17 protein-coding genes are annotated in these 17,751 nt (G+C 64.5%); 12 read left to right on the forward strand and 5 right to left on the reverse strand.

The annotated features are described in order from the left end of the window. Positions 1 to 4: 4 nt before the first annotated feature. From AB0I14_RS29015 to AB0I14_RS29050, 8 genes are all read left to right on the forward strand, one after another. Positions 5 to 1,135, forward strand: a complete 1,131-nt coding sequence (locus AB0I14_RS29015) for a spirocyclase AveC family protein (RefSeq protein ID WP_358029377.1) — start codon at positions 5 to 7, stop codon at positions 1,133 to 1,135. Further along, positions 1,128 to 2,018, forward strand: coding sequence for an SDR family oxidoreductase (locus AB0I14_RS29020; protein ID WP_358029380.1), 891 nt, complete (start codon positions 1,128 to 1,130; stop codon positions 2,016 to 2,018). Before AB0I14_RS29015 ends, AB0I14_RS29020 begins: the two co-directional genes overlap by 8 nt. Then, positions 2,011 to 3,480, forward strand: coding sequence for an aldehyde dehydrogenase family protein (locus AB0I14_RS29025; protein WP_358029383.1), 1,470 nt, complete (start codon positions 2,011 to 2,013; stop codon positions 3,478 to 3,480). Before AB0I14_RS29020 ends, AB0I14_RS29025 begins: the two co-directional genes overlap by 8 nt. Positions 3,481 to 3,505: 25 nt before the next feature. Then, entirely contained in the window at positions 3,506 to 4,714 is a 1,209-nt protein-coding gene (locus tag AB0I14_RS29030; RefSeq protein ID WP_358029386.1) for a cytochrome P450, read from the forward strand. 33 nt (positions 4,715 to 4,747) lie between these two features. Then, entirely contained in the window at positions 4,748 to 6,016 is a 1,269-nt protein-coding gene (locus AB0I14_RS29035) for a cytochrome P450 (RefSeq protein WP_358029388.1), read from the forward strand. Positions 6,017 to 6,045: 29 nt separating this feature from the next. Continuing rightward, complete coding sequence (locus tag AB0I14_RS29040) at positions 6,046 to 6,921, forward strand: mycofactocin-coupled SDR family oxidoreductase (RefSeq protein WP_358029390.1); 876 nt, start codon at positions 6,046 to 6,048, stop codon at positions 6,919 to 6,921. 146 nt (positions 6,922 to 7,067) lie between these two features. Continuing rightward, a complete protein-coding gene (locus tag AB0I14_RS29045) occupies positions 7,068 to 7,847 on the forward strand; it encodes a spirocyclase AveC family protein (RefSeq protein ID WP_358029393.1) in 780 nt (259 codons plus the stop codon). 29 nt (positions 7,848 to 7,876) lie between these two features. Continuing rightward, positions 7,877 to 8,737: a cyclopropane mycolic acid synthase family methyltransferase gene (locus AB0I14_RS29050; RefSeq protein ID WP_358029396.1), complete on the forward strand. Its 861-nt coding sequence runs from the start codon at positions 7,877 to 7,879 to the stop codon at positions 8,735 to 8,737. 69 nt (positions 8,738 to 8,806) lie between these two features. Here the strand turns inward: AB0I14_RS29050 and AB0I14_RS29055 are convergent, their stop codons facing one another. From AB0I14_RS29055 to AB0I14_RS29075, 5 genes are all read right to left on the reverse strand, one after another. After that, positions 8,807 to 9,142, reverse strand: a complete 336-nt coding sequence (locus tag AB0I14_RS29055) for a hemophore-related protein (protein ID WP_358029399.1) — start codon at positions 9,140 to 9,142, stop codon at positions 8,807 to 8,809. Between the two features lie 127 nt (positions 9,143 to 9,269). Beyond that, a complete protein-coding gene (locus AB0I14_RS29060) occupies positions 9,270 to 10,631 on the reverse strand; it encodes a cytochrome P450 (protein WP_358029402.1) in 1,362 nt (453 codons plus the stop codon). 31 nt (positions 10,632 to 10,662) lie between these two features. Continuing rightward, on the reverse strand, positions 10,663 to 10,857 hold the full coding sequence (locus AB0I14_RS29065) for a ferredoxin (protein WP_358029406.1): 195 nt from the start codon (positions 10,855 to 10,857) through the stop codon (positions 10,663 to 10,665). Positions 10,858 to 10,891: 34 nt separating this feature from the next. Next, positions 10,892 to 11,764: a mycofactocin-coupled SDR family oxidoreductase gene (locus AB0I14_RS29070; RefSeq protein ID WP_358029409.1), complete on the reverse strand. Its 873-nt coding sequence runs from the start codon at positions 11,762 to 11,764 to the stop codon at positions 10,892 to 10,894. Between the two features lie 45 nt (positions 11,765 to 11,809). Continuing rightward, positions 11,810 to 12,511, reverse strand: coding sequence for an SDR family NAD(P)-dependent oxidoreductase (locus tag AB0I14_RS29075; protein WP_358029411.1), 702 nt, complete (start codon positions 12,509 to 12,511; stop codon positions 11,810 to 11,812). 263 nt (positions 12,512 to 12,774) lie between these two features. Here AB0I14_RS29075 and AB0I14_RS29080 point away from each other — a divergent pair, with 263 nt between their 5' ends. The 4 genes from AB0I14_RS29080 to AB0I14_RS29095 all read left to right on the forward strand — a co-directional run bounded on the left by AB0I14_RS29080 (position 12,775) and on the right by AB0I14_RS29095 (position 17,694). Further along, on the forward strand, positions 12,775 to 14,253 hold the full coding sequence (locus tag AB0I14_RS29080) for an aldehyde dehydrogenase family protein (RefSeq protein WP_358029413.1): 1,479 nt from the start codon (positions 12,775 to 12,777) through the stop codon (positions 14,251 to 14,253). Further along, entirely contained in the window at positions 14,250 to 15,458 is a 1,209-nt protein-coding gene (locus tag AB0I14_RS29085) for a CoA transferase (RefSeq protein ID WP_358029416.1), read from the forward strand. The genes AB0I14_RS29080 and AB0I14_RS29085 overlap by 4 nt, the downstream gene beginning before the upstream one ends. A gap of 570 nt (positions 15,459 to 16,028) precedes the next feature. Beyond that, positions 16,029 to 16,823 (forward strand): ABC transporter permease, encoded by a 795-nt coding sequence (locus AB0I14_RS29090; protein ID WP_358029418.1) that lies wholly within the window; start codon positions 16,029 to 16,031, stop codon positions 16,821 to 16,823. A gap of 13 nt (positions 16,824 to 16,836) precedes the next feature. Beyond that, positions 16,837 to 17,694 (forward strand): ABC transporter permease, encoded by an 858-nt coding sequence (locus AB0I14_RS29095; protein ID WP_358029420.1) that lies wholly within the window; start codon positions 16,837 to 16,839, stop codon positions 17,692 to 17,694. The last annotated feature ends 57 nt before the right edge of the window (positions 17,695 to 17,751 follow it).

The raw sequence follows: 17,751 nt of genomic DNA on the forward strand, positions 1-17,751 counted from the left end.
GATCATGACGACACAGGAATCACTACCGCCGGATACACAGGTCGACAGACCAGCGCGAAAGGGTCCGAACTGGGGCCGCGTGATCGCCCTGCTCGCGTGGCTCGGCTTCCTCGGACTGTTCCTCGCGGTCGGACGCACGGACGTCGACCCGCGGGTGGCCAACCCGAGCGTCGAGGGGCGCCCCCGTCCGGTCGCATTCCTGACGGCATTCGATCACTGGCAGATCATCCCGCAGGCTGGCGCCGTGATCATCGTCGTGGTGTTCACCGTCGCCTTCATCCGCGGCTGGCGGAAGAACCCCGGCAGCCCGGTGTTGCTGATGGTGTTGTGCACGACGCTGATCGTCTGGCAGGACCCGATCATGAACTGGTCGCCGTACGCGGTGTACAACCCGATGCTGCTGCACTGGCCAGAGAATTGGTACCTGATCATGATGTCGCCGACGGTGGAACCGTTCATCGTGTTCGGCTACGTACTGTTCTACTTCGGGCCGTACTTCCCGGCCATCTGGATCCTGCGGAAGTTGCAGGCCGAGTACGGTCCGGAGGCGTTCGTCACCCGGCACCCGCTCATCAGCCTGGGCGGTCTGGTCCTGGTGATCGGCTTCATCTTCGACGCCATGCTGGAGGTCAGCCTGGTGCGGACCGGCCTCTACATCTATTCGCAGGCGATCCCGTTCGGAACTTTGTTCCCCGGCAGCACCTTCCAGTTCCCGCTGATCTGGGAGTCGCTCTCGGTGACCTTCGTGATGGTCCCCGCGGCGATCCTGGTCTACCGCGACGACACCGGAAAATCGGTCGCCGAGAAGCTCGCCGCGAAGGCGAAGCTCTTCCCGACGAAGCCGGTGCTCGGCACGTTCCTGGTGATGTTCGCGATCATCAACGTGTCGTACTTCGCCTACGGCGGCTGGTTCTGGGCGATCAAGGCGAGCGGGCTGGCAACCTCGGTCGCGTGCCCGTGGCCCTATCCCGAGGCCAAGATTTATGACCCGCAGGGCTATTACCGGGCGAACGGAGCCGAGGGACCCTACTCGGTAGGCAAGTGGTCCACCTGGCAGCAGGGGCCGTCCCGCAACCCCGACGTCGAGCTGGGCTCGAAGAGCGATCGGTGCGCGCCGGAGAACCAGAATGGGTGAACCCCGCAGTGTCGTCATCACCGGTGCATCCCGGGGACTCGGCTTCGCCTCGACCGTGCGCCTCTATCGCGAGGGGTGGCGCGTGGCGGCTGCGATGCGCAGCCCGGAGACGGGGATGCCGCTGCTGCGCTCGGCGGTGGGGGCCGCCGAGAACGACGACAGGCTGATCGGGGTCCAGCTCGACCTCACCGACGGAGCGTCGATCGCGGCGGCGGCCAAGTCGATCGAGGAAGCCGTCGGTGCGCCGTATGCGTTGGTGCACAACGCCGGTATCTCTGCGGCGGGGATGGTCGAGGAGACATCACCCGACCTCTGGGAGCGCATGTTCGCCACGAACGTCTTCGGCCCGGTGGCGCTCACCAAGGCCCTTCTGCCGTCCATGCGGGCGGCGGGGGCCGGCCGGATCGTGCTCATATCGAGTGCTGCCGGCGTGCGCGGAATGCCCGCAACCGCACCGTATTCGGCTGTCAAGGGTGCGCTGGAGCGGTGGGGCGAGGCGATGGCGGGCGAGGTGGCGCCATTCGGGATCGGCGTCACCATCCTGGTCACCGGCACCTACGACACCGAGATCATCACCGACGCCGGAACCACCGACGACCGCGATCTGCAGGGACCGTATGCGCCGCACCACCGCACGATGGACAAACGTGGGCGGGCCATGATGAAGCGCGCGGCCAAATCTCCCGAGAAGTTCGCCGCGGGCCTGGCCGAGGCGCTCGGGAGCTCGAAGCCGTTCGTCAGGACGGCCGTTGGACCTGATGCACGAATGTTGTTGATTGCCAACCGTTTGCTTCCCGCAGCGGGGTTGCACCAGATGACCCGGCTGATGATGGGCATCCCGCGGTTCGGCGCACTGCGAGGAGAAGACACAGACCATGGCTGACTTCGAATCGAGAATGCTGATCGACGGCGAGCTCGTCGATGGCGAGGCCGGTACGTTCGCCAACATCAACCCGGCCAACGAAGAGGTCCTCGGAGAGGTCTCGGATGCTTCGAAGGCCGACATGAACCGCGCGATCGATGCTGCCCGTCGGTCATTCGACGAGACGGACTGGTCGACCGACCACCAACTTCGCAAGCGGTGCCTCGAACAGCTGCACGAGGCGATCGTGGGCGAGCTGGAGGAGTTGCGCGAGGAACTCATCTCCGAAGCCGGTGCTCCGCGGGCCGTGACGCACGGCCCGCAGCTCGACGCTCCGCTGGCCGACGGTCTCAAGTATCCGGCCCGGCTCATTGAAACGTTCCCGTGGGAAACCGATCTCGGCGACACCGTCGTCTCCGTCACCGGGGTGAACACCACCCGCAAGGTGTGGCGTGAGCCGGTCGGGGTGGTCGGTGCTATCACGCCGTGGAATTTTCCGTTCGAGGTCGCCATCAACAAGCTGGGACAGGCGCTGGCGACCGGCAACACAGTGGTGCTCAAGCCCGCGCCGGACACCCCGTTCAACGCCACGCGGCTCGGCCGGCTGATCGCCGAGCACACCGATATCCCTGCGGGTGTGGTGAATGTCGTGACCGCATCGGACCACCTCGTCGGCGAAGAACTGACCCTGTCACCCAAGGTCGACATGATCTCCTTCACCGGGTCCACAGCCGTGGGCAAGCGGATCATGGAGAGAGGCGCCGCGACGATGAAGCGCCTGTTCCTCGAACTCGGCGGCAAGTCGGCGACGATCGTCTTGGAAGATGCGGATTTCGATACCGCCTGCCTGATCGGTATCGGTCCCCTGTTGCACGCCGGGCAGGGCTGTGCCGCCCCCACCCGGATGCTGTTGCCGCGTTCCCGCTACGACGAGGGCGTCGCGATCCTGAAGGCCATCTACGAGAACGTCGCGCCCGGTGATCCGCAGGACCCCGGAACCCTCTGCGGCCCCGTCATTTCGGCCAAGCAGCAGTCACGGATCCTCGGCTATGTCAGGAAGGGTGTCGACGAAGGCGCCACGATGCTCGTCGGCAGCACCGAGGCGCCAAAGCAGTTCGACAAGGGGTTCTGGGTCAGCCCAACACTGTTCACAGATGTGGACAACTCGATGACGATCGCCCGGGAGGAGATCTTCGGACCGGTGCTCGTTGTCATTCCCTACGAGGACGAACAGGACGCTATCCGGATCGCCAACGACAGTCCGTACGGACTTGCCGGCAACGTCATGTCGAGCTCGCTGGAGCGGTCGCTTGCTGTCGCACGGCGGCTTCGCGCCGGGTTCATCGGGCTCAACGGCACCGCGGGCTACGGCGCCGATACACCGTTCGGCGGCTACAAGAACAGCGGCGTCGGGCGCCAGAACGGCCTCGCAGGATTCAGCCAGTACACGGAGATCAAGTCCGTCGCCTACCCGGCCCTCTAGCGCATGCAGCCTGAAGGAGGAAACTTTGCCCCAGTTATTTGATGACCTCGAGGACTTCGGTTCGTTCGACGACGCCGTCTCGGGTGACGTCCGAGACCCGTACCCGGAGCTTGCCCGCCTCAGGCGTGAGGAGCCGATCCAGCGGCTCGACATGTCCGCGATGCCGGGGGAGGAGGGCAAGCCGGTATTCATCGTCTACCGCTACGAGGACGCCCAACAGATGCTGCGGGACAATCTGACGTACTCGTCGTCCGGTGTCATCGCAGCCTTCGGCCCCGTACTCGGCGAGCGCGTGATGCTGGGCATGGACGAACCGGTGCACGGCCGGCTGCGTTCACTGGTGTCGAAGGCGTTCTCGCAAAAGGCCTTGGCGCGTTGGGAAGACGAGCTGGTTGGCCGAGTCGGCAATGAGCTCATCGACAAGTTCGCGGCCAACGGCAAGGGCGACCTGGTCAAGGAATTCACCTTCGACTACCCGAGCCGGATCATCGCCGGATTGCTGGGGTTACCCGAGGCGGACTATCCGCAGTTCCAACGCTGGTCCATCTCGCTGCTGAGTTGGATCGTGAACCCGGAGCGGGGGCTGGCGGCGTCGGCCGCGCTGTGCGAGTACTTCGAGCCGATCCTGCAGGCCCGTCGTGCCGAACCGAAGGAAGACATGATCAGCCTCCTGGCCGAGGCCGAGATCGACGGTGAGAAGCTGACCGACGACGAGATCTTCTCCTTCCTTCGACTGCTGCTGCCCGCCGGCGTGGAGACCACGTATCGGTCATTGGGGAATCTGCTGTTCGCCTTGCTCTCGGACACAACGCAACTGGATGCTGTCCGCGCCGACCGCTCGCTGCTGCCGCAAGCCATCGAAGAGGCGGTGCGCTGGAATCCACCACTGCTGACCATCACCCGCACCACCACCTGCGATACCGAGCTCGGCGGCGTACACATTCCCGAAGGCTGTTCGGTGCTGCCGATGCTCGGCTCGACGAATCGGCAGGAGGACCGCTGGGACAATCCCGACGAGTTCGACATCTTCCGCACCCCGAAGGGGAACCTCGGTTGGGGTCACGGGGTACACGTGTGCCTCGGCATGCACCTGGCACGCCTCGAAATGCGCACTGCCATCAACCTTCTGCTGGACCGACTGCCCAACCTGCGGCTGGACCCGGACGGAGACGACCCGCACATCCGCGGGCAGGTCTTCCGGTCGCCGACCTCGCTGCCCGTTCTGTTCGGATGACAACTATGGCGGAAAAGTGACTAGGAGCGCTTCGTGACAGATTTCGAAACGGTTGATTTCTTCACCGACGAATCGCTGGTGCCGGACCCGTACCCGTACTTCGACCGACTGCGGTCCAAATGTCCTGTCACCCAGGCGACCCCGTTCAACGTCCTGGCAGTGACCGGATACGACGAGGCGTTGGCCGTCTACAAGGACCCGGCGTTCTCGTCCTGTGTGTCGGTCGCGGGTCCGTTCTCCGGGATGCCGTTCGGGCCAGGGGACAGTGATGACGTCACCGACCTGATCGAGCAGCACCGCGCGGCGGTTCCGATGGCCGAGCACATCACCTCACAGGATCCGCCGGTGCACACCCGCACCCGCGGTCTGATGAACAAACTGATCACCCCGAAGCGCCTCAAGGAGAACGAGGACTTCATGTGGCGGCTGGCCGACCAGCAGCTCGACACATTCGTCGACAAGGGCGGCTGCGAATTCCTGGCGGACTACGCGAAACCATTCTCGCTGCTGGTCATCGCCGATCTGCTCGGCGTCCCGGCCGAGGATCACGAGGAGTTCAAGGCGGCGTTCGCGCTGGAGACGGTCGGCGAACTCGGAAAAGAGGCACCGACAACGCATAACCCCCTGCAGTGGCTCAACGAGAAGTTCTATGCCTACATCGAGGACCGCAGGCGCGCGCCACGTGAGGATGTTCTGACCGGGCTGGCGCAGGCCCTCTACGAGGACGGTTCGACGCCCGAGATCGAGGACGTGATGAACCTGTCGACGTTCCTGTTCGCCGCGGGCACGGAGACCACGACCAAGCTGGTGAGTTCGGCGGTGCGGTTCATCGGGGACAGCCCCGGATTCGAGAAGCTCCTGCGCGAGGACCGCAGCAAGATACCGGCCTTCCTCGAAGAGACCCTGCGCTTGGAAAGCCCGGTCAAATCGCACTTCCGGATGGCCAGTAGGACCACGAGCATCGGTGATGTCGAGGTGCCGGCAGGGACGACCGTCATGGTGCTTCCCGGTGCGTGCAACCGTGATGAACGGAAGTTTCCGGAACCCAACGTATTTCAGCCGGACCGTGCCAACGTGCGGGAACAGATCGCGTTCATCCGCGGGGTCCATTCCTGCCCGGGTGCACCGCTGGCCCGCGCCGAGGGCCGGATCTCGCTGAACCGCATCCTGGACCGGATGAGCGACATCACGATCTCTCCCGAGCACCACGGCCCGCCGGACAACCGCGACTACACCTACGAACCGACATTCATCATGCGTGGGCTGAGCGCCCTGCACATCACTTTTGCCCCGCTCGACTGAGCCGGACCGAACACCCAAAGGAGCATGCAATGGCCGGAAAGCTCGATGGCAAAGTCGCTTTCATCACCGGTGCCGCCCGCGGGCAGGGGCGAGCGCACGCGCTGGCGATGGCCCGCGAAGGTGCCGACATCGTCGCCGTCGACATCTGCCGCGACATCCCGTCGAACCCCTATCCGCTGGCCACTCCCGACGACCTGGCCGAAACCGAGAGGGCGGTCAAGGAACTCGGCCGTCGCATCGTCGCCCGTGTCGCCGACGTCCGGGAACGCCACGAACTGCGCGACGCGGTCGAGGCGGGTATCGCAGACCTCGGCAGGATCGACATCGTGGTCGCCAACGCAGGCATCCTGCCGATGGCGATGGGGAATCCCGATCCGATGGGCTTTGTCGACGCCTCCGACGTCGACCTGCTCGGCGTGATGAACACTGTCGCGGTGACGATTCCGCATCTGCCCGACGGTGCCTCGATCATCGTCACCGGTTCGACCGCAGGCATGATCCGCGGCACCACCACCAGCCCCGACATGGGTCCGGGCGGTGCCGGGTATGGCTGGAGCAAGCGCATCGTGATGGAGTACGTCGACGAGATGTGTCTGCATTTGGCGCCGCGGATGATCCGGATCAACGCCATTCATCCCACGAACTGCAACACCCACCTCCTGCAGAACGAGGGCATGTACGGGGTGTTCCGTCCCGACCTCAAAGCCGCGGGGAAGACGGCTACCCGCGAAGATGCCGAACCGCTGTTCAACCTGTTCCAGGCCATGCCGATCCCGTACATCGAACCGGAGGACATGGCCAATCTAGGGGTGTTCCTGGCGAGCGACGACAGCCGCTACATCACCGGGCAACACATCCGTGTCGACGCGGGTTCATTGCTCAAGTGGCCCAACGGTCCTCAGTAGCACCGGGCATCGAATCAACAGAAGGAGGTGGTGGTGGGCGCCATCATCATGCTAGGCAGCCTGCTCGTCCTGATTGCCCTGATCGTCGGGCTGGTGCTCCATTTCGATCCTGAGGCGCGTGGCGCCTTCGTCCCGGAGGTCGAGCGATGAGCGTCGACTTCCTGATCAAAGCCGGCGTCGCCTTCGCCTATCTCACCGGCCTGGGCTTCCTGGCTATCGGCATCTACCTGAGTTACCGACGCGGACGCCTGCATCCGCTGCTGTTGCTGTGTATCTCGGCGCTCTCGTTCTCCTGGATCGAGGCACCCTACGACTGGGCGATGTATGCACAGTTTCCGCCCGCGCTGCCGCGGATGCCGTCGTGGTGGCCACTCGACATGACCTGGGGCGGGCTGCCGTCGGCGGTACCCGTCGGCTACATGGGGTACTTCGTACTACCGGCGATCATCGGTGCCGCACTGGGGCGCTGGGCGATCGGGAAGTGGCACTGGCGACGGCCGCAGACACTGCTGCTGGTGGGTTTTGCCGTCGGGTTCTGCTGGGCGCTGTTCTTCAACGCGATCATCGGCGCGCGTCTCGGCCTGTTCTACTACGGCTACGTGATCGAAGGTCTGGGCCTGTGGGAGGGGACCAAACACCAGTACCCCATCTACGACGCCATCGCGATGGGTGTGCAGATGATGGTGTTCACCTACCTGCTGGGCCGAACCGATGCCCAGGGCCGCAACGTCATCGAGATGTGGGCCGACAAGATCTCCAAGACCCGGCTGCAGTCGGGGGTGCTGTCGGTGATCGCCGCGATCGTGGTCGGGCATGCGGTGTATGCCTCGGTCTTCGCGCCGCATCTGGTGACCAAGCTGGGCGGATGGGTGACGGTGGGTACGACCGAGCAGTTGTTCCCCGGGGTCCCCAATCAACCGCAGTAGCGGAGCCGAGAGGGCTACCATCCAAACACATGGCGTCGCTACGTCCACGTTATGAGACGTTGCAGTCGATCTACGACATCTCAGACGAGTTCTTCGAGCTGTTCCTGGGCCCCACGATGGGCTACACCTGCTCCTACTTCGATCGCCCCGGCATGTCCCTCGATGAGGGGCAGAACGCGAAGTTCGATCTGGCACTGTCCAAGTTGAACCTTCAGCCGGGCATGACGCTGCTCGACATCGGCTGCGGCTGGGGCGGGGGATTGCAGCGGGCGATCGAGACCTATGAGGTCAACGTCATCGGTCTCACCCTCAGCCGGTCACAGCGCGACTACGCCGCGGCCAAGCTGGCGAAAGTCCCGAACGGCCACCGCGTCGAGGTTCGACTGCAGGGCTGGGAGGAGTTCGACGGGAGCGTCGACCGGATCGTGTCGATCGGTGCGTTCGAGCACTTCGGCCACGAACGCTACCCGGCCTTCTTCAAGATGGCCTACAACGCGCTCCCCGCCGATGGATCGATGCTGCTGCACACGATCTGCGGTATCACCCAGGCGGACGCGGTGCGGCTGGGAATCCCGTTGACGCTGAACGTGGCTCGGTTCGTCAAGTTCATCATGGCTGAGATCTTCCCCGGCGGTCGGTTGCCCACGACATCGATGGTCGAGGAGCACGCCCGACAAGCCGGGTTCAAGGTGGCCAGGGTGCAGCCGATCGGTCAGTACTATCCGCGGACCCTGGAGGAGTGGGCGGCCAACCTGGAAGAACACCGTGACCAGGCCATCGCCGTGCAATCCCACGAGATGTATGACCGCTACATGAAGTACCTCAGCGGTTGTCCGGACCTCTTCCGCGGCGGATATCTCGACGTTAATCAATTCACGCTGCAGAAGTAGCGAGGTATTCGATCACAGTCTCCGAAGTCGACGATGCTGTGCAGCATCATCGACCACGGAGCCGCGACATCAGTAGTTGTTGCAGCTGCCCGCGATCGAGTTGATCGGCCCGAAGTACTGCGCGGCCGCCGGGCTGCCCTGCAGCTGGGCCACCGTCTGCTGGCGTTCGACCGGCCCCGAGGCCAGGAAGTTACGCAACGCACCCTGGGCGAACGGGGAAGCGTTGAACTGCTGGGCCAGGTCAGGACGCTGCGCATTGAGCGCCGCCATCACCTGCTCGTAGCTACATGTCGTGTTGACGACGCCGCTGAAATCGGGTTGGGCGGATGCCACCCCCGTCGCCAGCGGAATGGACACGGCCAGCCCACCGAGAGCGGCCGCGATGTACTTGAAAGACTTGATCACCTGTTGGAACCCCCATGTTGTTCGCCCAAGAAGGCGACGCCTTGCACGTTTGCCGGACCCGACCTCGTTCGAGGTTAACAGGCGGCAGACGTACAAGGCGTCCTCGCGAAACCGGTGCCGGGTTGCATCAGTCGATGACGGCGGCTTCCTTGCGCTCGGTGATCGGCCGGGCCAGCTCCTGCTCATTGCATATGCGCTGCAGCTTTTCCAGGGTCTCGTCCAGGCCGGGGCCGAGCTTCTTGCCCGGGGTGAATCGCGCCGGCAGATTTCGCATGCCCTGAATGACGCCGATGGTGTCGTAGTGCACGGTGCCCTCGGGATCACACACATAGTCCGGCATCCGATCCAGCACCGCGGTGAGCATCGACTTGAACACGGTGCGGGCCACATTCGAACCCACGCAGCGGTGTACGCCGATGCCGAAGCTGAAGTGCCGGTTGCCCTTTCGCTCCATGATGAGCTCGTTGGGCTGTTCGAACACCGACGGGTCGCGGTTGGCCATCGCCCAGGACAGCCACAAGCGCTCGTACTGCTTGAACTGCTGTCCTTCGACCTCGACATCCTCGGAGAACGTCCGGCCGTCACCGGGGGCCGGCGTGAAGAACCGCAGGAATTCCTCGGTGGCCGGGTCGAGGAGTGTCGCGCGTTCATCGCTCAGCCGGGTGCGGTCACCGGGGTGCTGCCCCAGCCACTCCAGCGCGTGCGCGGTGAGTGCGGTGGTGGTGTCGAATCCGCCGCCGATGACCAGCCCGAGGTTGCCGAGAATCTCCATGTCGGGTGCCGGTTCACCATCGATGCGTAGCTGCAGCATCGCGTTGACCAGCCCGGGTCGCGGCGTCTCCCGGATCTCCATCATGTTGTTGATGATGTCGATACCCATCTCGCGGTGCTGCTCGTTGATCTTCTCGCGATCGGGGGAGTGCTCGGGGGTGTAGACCGACGCGTGGGTGGGCTCGCTGTAGACGTTCCACTTCTTGAGCTCGATACCCATCATGGCGAGGGTGAACACCGCGGGCACCACGTTGGCCAGATGCTCGACGAAGTCGATCTCGCCGGACTCGATGTGCTCGTCGAGTGCGGCGCGGGTGATCTCATCGACGAACGGCACCCACCGCTTGACGGCGGCAGGGGACAGGTACGGGTTCAACGCGCCGCGGTAGGCGCTGTGCTCGGGCTCGTCCATTTCCAGGATGCCGCCGCGCACCACCGTCGCCCGGCTGGCCTTCGGGATCGTGATGCCCTGATACGGCGTCTCACCGCTGATGTCGTGATGATTCGAGACGACAGGGCAGCGGGCCAGTTCGAAGACGTGCTTGCTGTCGGCAGCCACCCAGTGCCCGTTGTAGCTGTCGGTCCACGCCATGGGGCAGCGGGACTGCATCTCCTCGGTGATCTTCTCGAACTGCAACCGGTATTCCGGTGTGTGCCGGTCGAAGTGGTAGTTGTTCTTCTTGCGGTCGTCGTCGGTCGTGACATCCTGGATGCTCACGGCGTTGTCTCCCTTGATATTCGGGTCAGCATCAATCTTCGATGACAATGGCCTGCTCAGGGCAGGAGTGCGCGGCCTCGCGGACCGCGTCCTCCTGGTCGGAGGGCACCACATCGGAAACCGGTGACGCGTGACCGTCGACGTCATCGAGGACGAACGAGTCCGGCGCGATCATCGAGCACAGGGTGTGCCCCTGGCAGCGACTGGCATCAACCGAAACCTTCACTACGCCAACTCCTTTCGAATCGCTGGACGCGGAATTAGACGTGGTAGTCGTACCACTTGAGGTAACCGCCGGCGTCGACACGCAGTTGCATGCCGGTGACGTAACGCGACTCTTCCGAGGCCAGCCACAGCACCGCGTTGCTGATGTCCTCCGGCTCGATGAAGTTGACCTTCATGGCCTGCTGGACGCCGAACACGGGCTCGGCATCGGCGCGGGTGGGGTTCTCCAGATCCGGCCGGAACGAGCGGTACATCGGCTCGCTCTGCAGCATGTTGGTATTGCAGTTGGTGGGGTGGATGACGTTGGCCCGGATGCCGCGCACCGCCAGTTCGGTGGCCAGCGCATGGACGTATTCGGAGATCAGCCGCTTGGAGATCATGTAGCCCATGCCGCCCGGATCGGCGCCAGGGTTGGGCTTGTTGTGGGCGTCCATCAGTGCCGCGGCCGACGCGGTCGCAATGATCGAAGCGCCCTCCTTGAGGTGCGGCAGCGCGACCTGGATGGCGTTGATGGTGCCCACGAAGTTGGTGTTGATGCCGTCGGTCCAGGCCTGCATCGCGGGCTGGCCCTTCATCGCGGCGACGCCCGCCTGGGCGACGACGATGTCGAGCTTGCCGAATTCCGCGAGTCCGGACTCCAGCGCGCTGCGCAACTCGGCCTCGTTGCGGACATCGGCCTGGGCGGTGACGATGCGTCGGCCGGTCTTCTCGACGTAGTTCTTGGTCTCTTCAAGGTCTTCTGCGGTCGCCATCGGATATCCGACGGTGTCGTAGTTCTTACAGATGTCGACCGCGATGATGTCGGCGCCCTCTTCGGCCAGCCGAACCGCGTGGCTGCGGCCCTGGCCGCGGGCTGCGCCGGTGATGAATGCGACTTTCCCGGCTACCCGGCCTTCTACGCTTCCCACATTTTGTCCTTTCGCTGATGATGTTTCGAGTGCGTCGCGCGCGCGTCAGGTGTTACGGCCGCCGTTGACACCGAGGATCTGGCCGGTGATGTAGCCGGCCTCCTCGGAGACGAAGAAGGCGCAGGCGGCGGCGATGTCTTCCGGCTTGCCCATCCGCCGAACCGGGGTCTGGGCGATCTGCTTCTCGGTGTCGCCGAGGAAGCCCTTGCCTTCGGCCTTGCGCAGCATGGGCGTGTCGATGAAGCCCGGCGGAACGGCGTTGACCGTGATGCCGCTCGGCCCCAATTCCAGCGCCAGGCTCTTGGTCAGGCCGTTCACCGCGGACTTCGCCGCAACATAGGGCGACATGAAGGGCTGGCCCGAATGCGTGCTCGACGACGAGATGTTGACGATGCGACCCCAGCCGGCCTCGAGCATGTCGGGCAATGCCGCCTGGATGCAGTGGAATACGCCGTTGAGGTTGACGTCGATGATCTGCTGCCACTTCTCGAACGAGACATCGCTGAAGCGCTTGAAGCAGTCCAGGCCGGCCGCGTTGACGAGCACCGAGATCGGGCCGAGTTGGGCGCGAACGGCATTGAGTGCGGTATCGACGGCGGCGCGGTCGGTCACGTCCGCTACATGAGCGAACTCGTCATCCGAGGGCTGCAGGTCGAGTATCGCGACATTGAGGCCGTCGGCGCGCAACCGGGCGGCGATGGCCGCCCCGATACCCGAACCTCCTCCGGTGACAACGGCATTCTTCATGACAGTTCTCCGGTCGCCGGGCGACGCCGGACTTGCTCAAGGCTCAAGAATCATCCTTCCGATTATGAGAACCGTACTCTCGGAGCGGTGTGCACCGCAAGATCCGGGCGCAACCTGCGTGCCGCCTGGGTAGATGGTGGATCTGCAGCGAATGGGGCATGACTAGCTGATCTAGCTTTCACTTGAGTTCTCATCGAGCGAATGTATGATTCGCCGGTGATGAGAATGCAGTTTCCATCACAGTAGGGAATCGCCTGAGGAGGATGATGCAGCAGGAAGCGCCGACCATCGCGGAAGAACAGCGGGCTGACCGGAAGTTGTTGATCGGCGGAGAGCTGCGCGAGACGCCGCGGACGTTTCCTTCCGTCAATCCAGCTACCGGTGAGGTGTTCGGCTATGCGCCGGACGCAACGGTCGCCGATGCCCAGGCTGCGGTCGCCGCGGCCAGGCAGGCGTTCGACAACACCGACTGGTCCACCAACGTCGAATTCCGGGTCCATTGCCTGGAGCAGTTGCACCGGGCGCTGGTCGAGCACCGGGACGAGCTGGCCGCACTGACCACCACCGAGGTCGGGGCCACCGCTGCGCTGTGCGCCGGTGCGCAGCTGGACGGGCCGATCGACATCGTCCGCTACTACGCGGAGCTGCTCAAGACCTACCCACTGACCGAAGACCTCGGAAACATCGAGAGCCGCGGCATGCAGCATCACCGGTGGGTAGAGAAGGAAGCGGGCGGCGTGGTGGCCGCGATCATCGCCTACAACTATCCGAACCAGCTGGCCTTGGCCAAGCTGGCGCCGGCCCTGGCCGCCGGCTGCACCGTGGTGCTGAAGTCCGCTCCGGACACCCCGTTGATCACGCTGGCCCTCGGCGAGCTGATCGCCAACCACACCGACATCCCGGCCGGCGTCGTGAACGTGCTGTCGGGCGCTGACCCCGAGGTGGGCGCAGTGCTCACCACGAGCCCGGACGTCGACATGGTCACCTTCACGGGCTCCACACCGACCGGCCGGCGCATCATGGCCGCGGCCAGCGAGACCTTGAAGAAGGTGTTCCTGGAACTCGGCGGCAAGTCGGCCGCGATCGTGCTCGACGATGCCGACTTCAACACCGCGGCACTGTTCTCGGCGTTCAGCATGGTCACCCACGCCGGTCAGGGCTGCGCGCTGACCTCGCGGCTGCTGGTGCCGGCCAAGCACAAAGACGAGATCGTCGAGCTGATCAAGAACAACTTCGGCCTGGTTCGGTACGGGGATCCGACGGATCCCAAGACGTACATGGGTCCGTTGATCAGCGAGAAGCAGCGCGACAAGGTCGACGGCATGGTCAAGCGCGCCGTCGAGGCCGGGGCCACGCTGGTGACCGGTGGCGAGAAGGTCGATCCCGGCTACTTCTACACCCCGACGCTGCTGGCCGATGTGGACCCTGACAGCGAGATCGCCCAGGAAGAGGTCTTCGGACCGGTGCTCGCGGTGATCGCCTACGAAGACGACGACGACGCGGTACGCATCGCCAACAACTCGATCTACGGGCTCTCCGGCGCGGTGTTCGGTACCGAGGACCGCGCGCTCGCGGTGGCCCGGCGGATCCGGACCGGGACGTTCTCCATCAACGGCGGCAACTACTTCAGCCCCGACAGTCCGTTCGGCGGATACAAACAGTCCGGCATCGGCCGGGAAATGGGAACCGCCGGACTCGAGGAGTTCATGGAAGCCAAGACGTTCGCGCGGGTGCTGTCATGACCGGCCCGCTCGAAGGCGTCCGTGTTCTCGAGGTTGCGATGTACGGCTTCGTCCCGTCGGCCGGGGCCGTGCTGGGGGAGTGGGGTGCCGACGTCATCAAGGTCGAGCACGCCGTCACCGGCGACCCGCAACGCGGCCTGCGACAGACGGGTCCGCTGCGCGTCGAGGGCGATCCCAACCCGAACATCGAGCACGCCAACCGTGGCAAGCGCAGCATCGGGCTCGACATGTCGGTGCCCGAAGGGCGCGAGATTCTGCTCGAGCTGGCGAAAAAGGCCGATGTGTTCCTCACCAGTTTCCTGCCCGGGCACCGGCAGAAGTTCGGCATCGACGTCGACGACATCCGCGCGGTCAACCCGAACATCATCTACGCCCGCGGCAGCGCGCTGGGTCCCCGCGGTGACGAGTCGGTCAAGGGCGGTTACGACATGACCGCCTTCTGGTGCCGGGCCGGCACCGCCGCGACAATCACCCCGGCCGGGATGGCGGGAATGATCGCCCCACCCGGGCCGGCCTACGGGGACACCATCTCGGGCACCAATCTGGCCGGCGGCATCGCCGCGGCACTGTTCAAGAGGGAGCGCACCGGTGAGCCGTCGGTGGTCGACGTATCCCTGCTGGGCAGCGGCCTGTGGTCGATGGGCCATACGGTGGCGTTGACCCAGCACTTGAACCAATTGATGGTGACACCACCACCCGGTGTGCACGGGTCGCCGATCAACCCGCTCGTCGGGTTGTACGGCACAGCGGACGACCGCTACATCTCGTTCGTGATGATGCAGCCGACCAAGTTCTGGGCCGACGTCTGCCGGCACATGGACCTGGAGGGCTACATCTACGACCCGAGGTTCGCCACGGCCGAATCGTTCGCAGAGCACACGCCCGACGCAGTCGAGATCCTCACCGAGGCGATGAAGAAGCGGACTTTGCCAGAGTGGAGCGAGCGATTCACCACGCTGGCCGGGCCGTGGGCTCCGGTACAGGACACCCTCCAGGCGGGACAGGACGCCCAGATCCGGGCCAACGAGTACCTGGTGCAGGCCGGCGAGCTCGAGTTGGTGGCCAACCCAGTGCAATTCGACGTCACGGCGCCGAGCACCGGGCCGGCACCTGGATTCGCCGAACAAACCGACGACATCCTGGGCGAACTCGGTCTGGACTGGGATCGAATCATCGAACTCAAGACCGTCGGCGCAGTCACCTAGGCCACCTGCGTCATGCCCTTCATCGCTTCCAGCGCAATCCGTCTGTCGTGGGCTGCTGCCATCGCAGCCCACGGCACGAGCAGTCATGCGGTGCAACCGGACGACCGGTGCCGTCCCAATTGTCAACTACCCGAGCAAGTTCTGCGTTATTTGCCTTCGCGACAGATACCGGGTCCGATAGCATCAGGCACTCGGGGGGCGGTCGTTGGGGCAAGTCTGTCCGGCTTCGCCGGTGGGTCTGGCGGAGCGCAGAAGATCAGCGGGAAACAGGAGGTGCGTCAGATGTCCGAACGCACCTCGTACGTTCCGGCAATTGTCGAGCTGCCAGGCTCGGGCGCTGTTATGACCGTGAAAGATATTGGAACTCAGTTGAATTCGTTTGAGAGCCGAATCGGCAGGTGCCCAACCGGCCGATTGGCACGTGCTGAGTCCGGGGTTGCGGCATGACCCAGCTGGGGCCGCAGGCCGCACCGTACGCAGTAGATCTGCTCGAGCGCCGGCGCAGTGAAGCACCTAACATCGGCGCACCGACCGCGGTGTCGGCAGCCACTTGCCGGGACAGGAGTTCTCATGGCAGATAAATGGTCGACCGGAGTGTCGCTACGCGGCCTGTCGGGTCCGATGCAGGCCGTCGGGGCGCTGTTCGCGATGTCGCTGGACGCCATCCGGTTCATCTTCAAGCGTCCGTTCCAGGGCCGGGAGTTCCTCGAGCAGTGCTGGTTTGTGGCCCGCGTGTCGATGGCGCCGACGCTGCTGGTCGCGATCCCGTTCACCGTGCTGGTGAGCTTCACCCTCAACATCCTGCTCCGCGAACTCGGCGCGGCCGACCTTTCGGGCGCGGGCGCTGCCTTCGGTGCGGTGACACAGCTGGGACCGATGGTGACGGTGCTGATCGTCGCCGGTGCCGGGGCGACGGCGATGTGCGCGGATCTGGGTTCACGCACGATCCGCGAGGAGATCGACGCCATGGAGGTGCTCGGCATCAATCCGATTCAGCGTCTGGTGACGCCGCGGATGCTGGCCTCGGGACTGGTGGCGTTGCTGCTCAACAGCCTGGTGGTGATCATCGGCATCCTGGGTGGCTACGTGTTCTCGGTGTTCATCCAGGACGTGAACCCGGGTGCGTTCGCGGCGGGTATCACGCTGTTGACCGGTGTGCCGGAGGTGATCATCTCGTGCGTCAAGGCCGCGCTGTTCGGCCTGATCGCCGGACTCGTGGCCTGCTATCGCGGATTGACGATCACCGGCGGCGGCGCCAAGGCGGTGGGTAACGCGGTGAACGAAACCGTGGTCTACGCCTTCATGGCCTTGTTCGTCATCAACGTGGTCGTCACGGCCATCGGTATCCGCATGACGGCGCACTGAGGCAGGGGACGCAATGGGAACCATGACGATCCTGCGGTCGACTTATCCGCGGGTGACCCGGCAGTTCAACAAGCCGGTGTCCACCTTGAGCCGGATCGGCGATCACACGCTGTTCTATATCAAGGCGCTGGCCGGCACTCCGCATGCGGCGATGCACTACCGCAAGGAATTGGTCCGGCTGATCGCCGAGATATCAATGGGCGCAGGCACATTGGCCATGATCGGCGGCACAGTCGTGATCGTCGGATTCTTGACCCTGGCTACCGGTGGCGTGCTCGCCATCCAGGGCTACTCCTCGCTGGGCAACATCGGCATCGAAGCGCTGACGGGATTCCTGGCCGCCTTCATCAACGTCCGGATCGCCGCGCCCGTGGTGGCCGGCATCGGCCTGGCCGCGACCTTCGGCGCCGGCGTGACGGCCCAACTCGGGGCGATGCGGATCAACGAGGAGATCGACGCGCTGGAAGCCATGGCGATCCGGCCGGTCGAATACCTGGTGTCGACCCGCATCGTGGCCGGGATGATCGCCATCACACCGCTGTACGCGATCGCGGTGATCCTGTCCTTCCTGGCCTCACAGTTCACCACCGTGGTGCTGCTCGGGCAGTCAGGCGGCCTCTATGACCACTACTTCACGACGTTCCTCAATCCGATCGACCTGCTCTGGTCGTTCCTGCAGGCCGTCCTGATGGCCATCACCATCCTGCTGATCCACACCTACTTCGGCTACTTCGCCTCCGGCGGACCGTCCGGGGTCGGGGTGGCGGTCGGCAACGCCGTGCGTACCTCACTGATCGTCGTGGTCTCGGTGACCCTGCTGGTGTCACTGTCCGTCTACGGCTCCAACGGCAACTTCAACCTGTCGGGTTAGGGAGAAGAGTTGACAAGAAACGTTGGACCGGGCCCCGCCCACCGGTCCGAAACCACA

It is taken from the genome of Mycobacterium sp. NPDC050441, assembly GCF_040655355.1.
Classification (GTDB): Bacteria; Actinomycetota; Actinomycetes; order Mycobacteriales; family Mycobacteriaceae; genus Mycobacterium.

Bases quoted from the DNA above. Each gene is read 5' to 3' on its own strand.
- AB0I14_RS29015 (WP_358029377.1), top strand. From the start codon at position 5: ATGACGACACAGGAATCACTACCGCCGGATACACAGGTCGACAGACCA.
- AB0I14_RS29020 (WP_358029380.1), top strand. From the start codon at position 1,128: ATGGGTGAACCCCGCAGTGTCGTCATCACCGGTGCATCCCGGGGACTC.
- AB0I14_RS29025 (WP_358029383.1), top strand. From the start codon at position 2,011: ATGGCTGACTTCGAATCGAGAATGCTGATCGACGGCGAGCTCGTCGAT.
- AB0I14_RS29040 (WP_358029390.1), top strand. From the start codon at position 6,046: ATGGCCGGAAAGCTCGATGGCAAAGTCGCTTTCATCACCGGTGCCGCC.
- AB0I14_RS29045 (WP_358029393.1), top strand. From the start codon at position 7,068: ATGAGCGTCGACTTCCTGATCAAAGCCGGCGTCGCCTTCGCCTATCTC.
- AB0I14_RS29050 (WP_358029396.1), top strand. From the start codon at position 7,877: ATGGCGTCGCTACGTCCACGTTATGAGACGTTGCAGTCGATCTACGAC.
- AB0I14_RS29075 (WP_358029411.1), bottom strand. From the start codon at position 12,511: ATGAAGAATGCCGTTGTCACCGGAGGAGGTTCGGGTATCGGGGCGGCC.
- AB0I14_RS29080 (WP_358029413.1), top strand. From the start codon at position 12,775: ATGATGCAGCAGGAAGCGCCGACCATCGCGGAAGAACAGCGGGCTGAC.
- AB0I14_RS29085 (WP_358029416.1), top strand. From the start codon at position 14,250: ATGACCGGCCCGCTCGAAGGCGTCCGTGTTCTCGAGGTTGCGATGTAC.
- AB0I14_RS29090 (WP_358029418.1), top strand. From the start codon at position 16,029: ATGGCAGATAAATGGTCGACCGGAGTGTCGCTACGCGGCCTGTCGGGT.
- AB0I14_RS29095 (WP_358029420.1), top strand. From the start codon at position 16,837: ATGGGAACCATGACGATCCTGCGGTCGACTTATCCGCGGGTGACCCGG.